Genomic DNA, 6,258 nt, shown 5'->3' on the forward strand with positions numbered 1-6,258 from the left:
TACCACGAAAAATAACCCAAATTTGCTTTTGGCTCATTGGGTTATATAAATAATTAAAAAGATATGCGAAAAAGTGAATTTTTATACTTCTCTATCCCAAAATCGCCCTTTTGCAATACCATTAATAAATGGATTAATCTTTAGGCTGGTTAAATCATAAACGCCTGGGGAATTTAATTTTACACGACTGAATTCGATAGATTTTGGGTGACTTAGTGATAAGGCAATGGGCTTATAATGCTTATATGCAGTATCAATAAATTCTAATGCTCGTGTATCGATATTTGAATCACTACTTATTAATAGCACTGCATCAAATAGGGTTGGGTCTGCAATATCATATGTTTCAGAAATTTTCCCTATTTGATTTAACTCATAAATTTTTTTATCGACTAAACAATAATTTACTTTATTCTCTAATAACTTCATCATCCATTCTCTTAATAAAGTTTCATCTGGTGTTCCGTTAAGTAAAATGGCGACCTTTTTTGTATCCGCTTTAAAAATTGTATTGGCCATGCTAAGGGCAGGAGATTTTTTAGTTGAATCCACTTCATGATTTTCCTTAGGTAAAGGAACACCAATCGTATTGGCCACTTCTTCAGCCATTTGTCGATCAATCTGATTTAAAATAGCTACTGCATTGATCTTTACCATCTCAGTTTTACATTTTCCAATTTCAAAACATAGGGCATTTAATAAATGCTCTTTTTCATACGTAGCAAGAGAATTGTAGAATAATTTTGCTTGGGAGAAGAAATCTAAGAAGCTTTCACTTCTACCTCTAATTTGTCGTCCATCCACTTTTTCTTGATAATGCTCATAGCCACCTTCTTCTGGTGGTACTGGAGCTGGTTGATTGTAGTTTAAGGCATTTCTATGATAGCTAGTTTGACCTTTGTGGATGATCATTTGATGCATTCCGTCGCGCTGATTATTCGTAAATGGACATACAGGTCGGTTAATAGGGATTTGATGAAAGTTTGGTCCACCTAGACGTGAGAGTTGCGTGTCCGTATAAGAAAATAACCGTCCCTGTAAAAGTGGATCATTCGTAAAATCAATCCCTGGAACTACATGCCCTGGATGAAAAGCAATTTGTTCTGTTTCTGCGAAGAAATTATCGACATTTCGATTTAACGTTAATTTTCCAACCAGTTTTACAGGTACATCCTCTTCTGGCCATAATTTTGTTGGATCTAAAATGTCAAAATCAAATTGATGTTCATTTTCTTCAGGAATAATTTGTAATCCTAACTCCCATTCTGGATATTCACCTTGATCGATGGCATCGTACAAATCTTGTCGATGAAAGTCTGGGTTTTTGCCGGATATTCTTTGTGCTTCATCCCAAACTAATGAATGTAGACCTAGTTTTGGCTTCCAATGAAATTTTACAAAATGTGCTTTGCCATTCTGATTTATAAGACGAAAAGTATGAACGCCAAAGCCTTCAATCATTCTTAGACTTCGAGGAATGGCGCGATCACTCATAATCCACATGACCATATGTGCAGTTTCTGGATTTTGTCCAACAAAGTCCCAAAAAGTGTCATGGGCACTGGCACCTTGAGGAATATCTGTGTTCGGCTCTGGTTTCACAGCATGCACAAAATCAGGGAATTTTATCGCATCTTGAATAAAGAATACCGGCATATTATTTCCGACTAAATCAAAGTTACCCTCGTCAGTATAAAACTTAGTTGCAAAACCACGAACATCTCGCACTGTATCAGCTGATCCTTTCGAACCTTGTACAGTGGAAAAACGAACAAAAACTGGCGTGATTTTTGACGTATCTGTTAGAAAATTAGCCTTAGTATAATCTTCTAATGATTCGTATAGTTGGAAAATACCGTGTGCACCTACACCACGTGCATGAACAATACGTTCTGGAATACGTTCATGATCAAAATGAGTCATCTTTTCACGAAAATGAAAGTCCTCCATTAACGTAGGACCACGCAAACCTGCTTTCAAAGAAAATTCATCTTCCGTCATTTTTAAACCTTGATTTGTTGTTAAGGGAGATTCATTTTCATTATTGATTGTAAATCTCTTTAATTGCTCATCCTTACTATTAGACATATGATTTCCTCCAAATTATTCGACATAATATATTTATTGCCTAATTTGTCTGTTATTAAACGTTTTGGTATATGTAAATAATGTGTCTAAAAAGGACCACACAGATTCAAATTCAATTGAATACAATATTTAAGCAAAATATATAAGAGGTGGGTGTTCGATAAGTTTGTGATGAAAAAAAGGATGTTCGGTTTATTATTAACATGCTCAATTGGTTTAGCAGGATGTTTTGGAAAGTCGATAAATAAAGAAGGAGTAGATAAAAAGATATCAGAAGATGAGCAACAAGTTGAGGTAATAGCAGAAGGAATTGATAAGAAAGTCGAAGTAAATAATTCTAATGATATTAAAATTGTAGATCCAAATACTTCAGAAGTGATCAGAACCTTTTCTCCTGATGAGATATGGTTTGATACTAATTATGAAGAGTATGTGAATGAGGTAAAGGATATAGCAAAAGAAATAGCAAGGGGTACCGAAACAACAAAAGGGTATGACCAAAGGATGAAACTTGATAAAATAGGTGAAGATGGAAGCATTTTAAAAGGAAATCCTTTTGTTATTCTAAAAGAAAATGAACTAGTAGATAGGATTTTGAAGACATCTGTTATTGGTGGTGTCGTAGAATTACCGATTTATGTAACACATAGTAATTATAATCCAGATGAGGTATCAACATTTAGTGAAGTTGCAGTTGCTTCCTATACAACCTATTTTAATCGTACAAAAGAAAAGAGAAACAAAAATATAGAGCTTTCTGCAAAAGCTTTAAACAATATCATTGTTGGAAATGGAGATCATTTTTCATTTAACCTGATGGTTGGACCGAGGGACCAAGCGAATGGATATCAACCCGCACCAGAAATTATTAATAAAAAACTGGTAATGGGAATTGGGGGAGGGGTTTGCCAAACATCCTCAACGCTTTTTAACGCAATAGATAAAATAAATGTAAAATATATAGAAAGACACCATCATTCAATCGATATTGGATACGTTCCAAAAGGAAGAGATGCAACGGTTTCATATGGTGCTTTAGATTTTAGATTTCAGAATAACAGCGGTGTTCCGTTCTTAATCAAAACATATTATGGAAACAGCTCACTAACAGTTGAAATAAGAACTTCAAAAAAATATGCGGAGCAATTGTTATTAAATGAATAATGTTATTAGCATTTGTTAAGCGTTTATGAAGCTGCTGTCATTTATGTCTTCAAACAATAAAGTCAATATAAATAAGAGGCTGCCCTGTTGTTAAACCAGGGCAGCCATTTGATGGCTATACTTTTGTATTTCCTAAAACTTGATCTAAATAGGCAATAATTTCATCTTTTCCACCAGATACAGATTGAGCACGAGCTTCATCTTTTTCGAGTTTATTTAGTGATTTTTGTATAACATCATGAACTTGAGTTTGAGGAATAACAACTACACCGTCGGCATCGCCAACGATAAAATCTCCAGGTTGCACACTCATTCCACCGACTGCAATTGGAACTTGAATAACACCACCACCAAATTTATTCCCTGCGGCAATCGTTGTACCTAAGCTGAAAACAGGGAAGTCTAATTCCCGAATTGCTTGAATATCGCGAATTACGCCATCAACAACAAGTCCTTGAATGTCCATTCCTTTCATTAAGGAGATAACGAAATCACCTGCAACCGCACGATTTGTATCTCCTTTGGCATCAACAACTAAAATTGCACCGGGTTGAGCGATGCGAATCGCTTCTAATAATGCACCATTTTCTCCGATTGGTAAGCGTACAGTTACTGCACGTCCGGCAATATGAAAGTGATCTTGTAAAGGCTTTATAGCAGCATTTAAATTAGTCGTACCAGCAAGTGCGTCAGAAATAGCGGTAGTTGGTAAAGTATGTAATAATTCATCGATATTAGTCATGTCAAATCCTCCTATGAAATATTGGTTTATATTTTATAGGAGCAGATTATAGGTGGCAATAGTTGGTAGATGAAACTGAGGATTTTAAAGATGAATGAGGATTATAGAAGGATGGATTAAAATTTAGAAAACTTAAATCATAATCAAAGTTGCGTTTAATTGAAAAATTTGAAATGAATTCTTTTCAAAAATTAGTAGAACCACTTTTCTTTCAGTCCCATATGTATATATGGAGGAGGGATAAAAATGGTTTCTACAGAGACATTAATTATTCAAGGGCATTCGTTCACTGCGGTTTCTGTTTTTTTGCCAAAGACAACGTTACTCACTATTTCTAATGACAAAGGGTATATTATGTGTGGAGCTTTAGATGTGGGACTTTTGAATACTAGATTAGCTGACCGTAAAATTGTTGCGGGTAGAGCTGTTGGTGTCAAAACAATTGAGGAATTATTATACGCTCCTTTAGAATCTGTTACGTTTGAAGCAGAAGAACTTGGGATTACAAAAGGCATGATTGGTGAAGAAGCTTTATTGAAGATGATATAAGATACTTACTAAAAAAACAATGCATTCGATAATCGAAAGTGATCCTATTTTAAAGAGGTTTTTGATTAAATACACACTTTTTTGTACAGTCTGACAAAAAAGGAGTGTTAGTAAATGAAAAAAATTCTTTTAATCATTGCAACAATTAGTTTAATAGCAGGATGTTCGGCATCAAAAGAAGATAGTGAAATGAAAGCTGTTAATGGGGAAAAAAGTGTTACAGCAAAAGCTGATTTTATCAATTCTGAGGGAAAAGATATTGGAACTGCAAATTTAACACAGACTGACCAAGGAGTAAAGATTGACTTAAAATTAAAAGATTTATCTCCAGGTACTCATGGCATTCATATTCATGAAGTAGGTATTTGTGAAAAACCAAAGTTCGAATCAGCTGGTGCACACTTTAATCCAACACAAAAACAGCACGGATATAATAATCCAAAAGGCTATCATCTAGGGGATTTGCCAAATATTCAGGTGGAGGAAGATGGAACTGTAGATGTAGAATTTACAACGAAAGATTTCACGATTGAAAAAGGAGCAGAGCATTCATTATTTGACGATAATGGTAGTGCATTTATCATTCATGCAGACAAAGATGATTATATTACAGATCCGAGTGGAAACTCAGGAGATCGTATAGCTTGTGGTGTAATTAAATAGTAAGGAAAAGGTGTAATGTGTGAATAAGCGTTACACCTTTTCTTATTGATTTTTAATTTTGATCAAAAATAACAGAATTAATAATATGAATAGAGTCCCAATCACCAGATGAGAATTTTGTAATCGCGTATTTTTGGGGGAATAGTTGCTTTTGAATTTCCTTAATAGTAAAACCGCTCTTATGAAGTGTTAAAATTTTATGTTGAATTTCTTCTAAATACTCTTTCTTTGCCGCTAGCATCCTTCGGCCATCCTCTACATATCCTGAGTGTTGACAAAATACATCATCAAATTGATATGCAATTACTTTTTCTAATGATTTGATAATAGTAGGGATACTTTCAGATTGCATGATAACTTTTGTTTTCGGCGTGACATATAGGTCACCTGTAAAAAGTTGTCCCGTTTGGCGATTTAAAAAGGCAAGATGATCCTTAGTATGACCTGGTGTTTCAATAATCTCCCACATGGAATTTCGAGAAGGCATTGTGTCTGAAAAGGGATTAGCGTGAAAACTTTTCCTTCTTCCCCAAAAGAGTTGCCGATATAGGGGATAGTCAGGCTTGTTACTAGCGGCATCCAACGACTTTTTATGAATATAAATAGGAACTTTGATTGTATTCTCTATAAAAGCTGCACCACCTGTATGATCCTCATGATGATGTGTAATCCAAACTTGGTCATAATCTTGTTCCAATAAGAAAGGAGCAAAGTGTTTAAGTAATCTTTTTCCACCAGTATCAATCAGAACCCCATCACTTACAAAACAATGTACATTTAAAATAACCCCTTGAAAAGATAAAACCCCATTAATACTGTTTACACCTTTTGTATTATCCATTTTAATTTTTTTCTTAATTAGCATTTGAAATTTCTCCCTTGTGTTATATGAGATTTTACATAAATCTAAAGGGAATATAAATAATTGTCAAACGAATAGTCAAAACATATAGATTTTTTACATGCAGAACTAAATTAAAAATTATATTTATAATAATAAATTACTATAATTTAGGTATTTTGGGAGTGTCAATAATTTTGTGTAAATGACT

The 6,258-nt window shown here is 34.1% G+C and carries 6 protein-coding genes; 3 read left to right on the plus strand and 3 right to left on the minus strand.

Going from position 1 to position 6,258, the window contains the following annotated elements; translation table 11 throughout:
* Nucleotides 1-81 precede the first annotated feature (81 nt).
* The gene (locus CW357_RS15150) at nucleotides 82-2,088 is read right to left on the minus strand and encodes a catalase (protein WP_119416731.1); all 2,007 of its coding nucleotides are present in this window, start codon (nucleotides 2,086-2,088) and stop codon (nucleotides 82-84) included.
* A 153-nt stretch (nucleotides 2,089-2,241) separates the two neighbouring features.
* On the opposite strand from CW357_RS15150, the gene CW357_RS15155 reads away from it, so the two are divergent.
* A complete protein-coding gene (locus tag CW357_RS15155) occupies nucleotides 2,242-3,252 on the plus strand; it encodes a VanW family protein (protein ID WP_371684299.1) in 1,011 nt (336 codons plus the stop codon).
* A 115-nt stretch (nucleotides 3,253-3,367) separates the two neighbouring features.
* Here the strand turns inward: CW357_RS15155 and CW357_RS15160 are convergent, their stop codons facing one another.
* A complete protein-coding gene (locus CW357_RS15160) occupies nucleotides 3,368-3,994 on the minus strand; it encodes an RraA family protein (protein ID WP_119416732.1) in 627 nt (208 codons plus the stop codon).
* Nucleotides 3,995-4,240: 246 nt separating this feature from the next.
* Between CW357_RS15160 and CW357_RS15165 the strand changes: the two genes are divergently transcribed.
* Together CW357_RS15165 and CW357_RS15170 are read left to right on the plus strand one after the other, a co-directional pair.
* Complete coding sequence (locus CW357_RS15165; RefSeq protein ID WP_124218484.1) at nucleotides 4,241-4,543, plus strand: YunC family protein; 303 nt, start codon at nucleotides 4,241-4,243, stop codon at nucleotides 4,541-4,543.
* Nucleotides 4,544-4,657: 114 nt separating this feature from the next.
* Entirely contained in the window at nucleotides 4,658-5,206 is a 549-nt protein-coding gene (locus CW357_RS15170; protein ID WP_124218485.1) for a superoxide dismutase family protein, read from the plus strand.
* A 52-nt stretch (nucleotides 5,207-5,258) separates the two neighbouring features.
* Here the strand turns inward: CW357_RS15170 and CW357_RS15175 are convergent, their stop codons facing one another.
* Nucleotides 5,259-6,071: an MBL fold metallo-hydrolase gene (locus tag CW357_RS15175; protein ID WP_124218486.1), complete on the minus strand. Its 813-nt coding sequence runs from the start codon at nucleotides 6,069-6,071 to the stop codon at nucleotides 5,259-5,261.
* Nucleotides 6,072-6,258: the final 187 nt, after the last annotated feature.

The sequence above is a fragment of the Rummeliibacillus sp. TYF005 genome (assembly GCF_003844195.1).
Taxonomy (GTDB): domain Bacteria; phylum Bacillota; class Bacilli; order Bacillales_A; family Planococcaceae; genus Rummeliibacillus.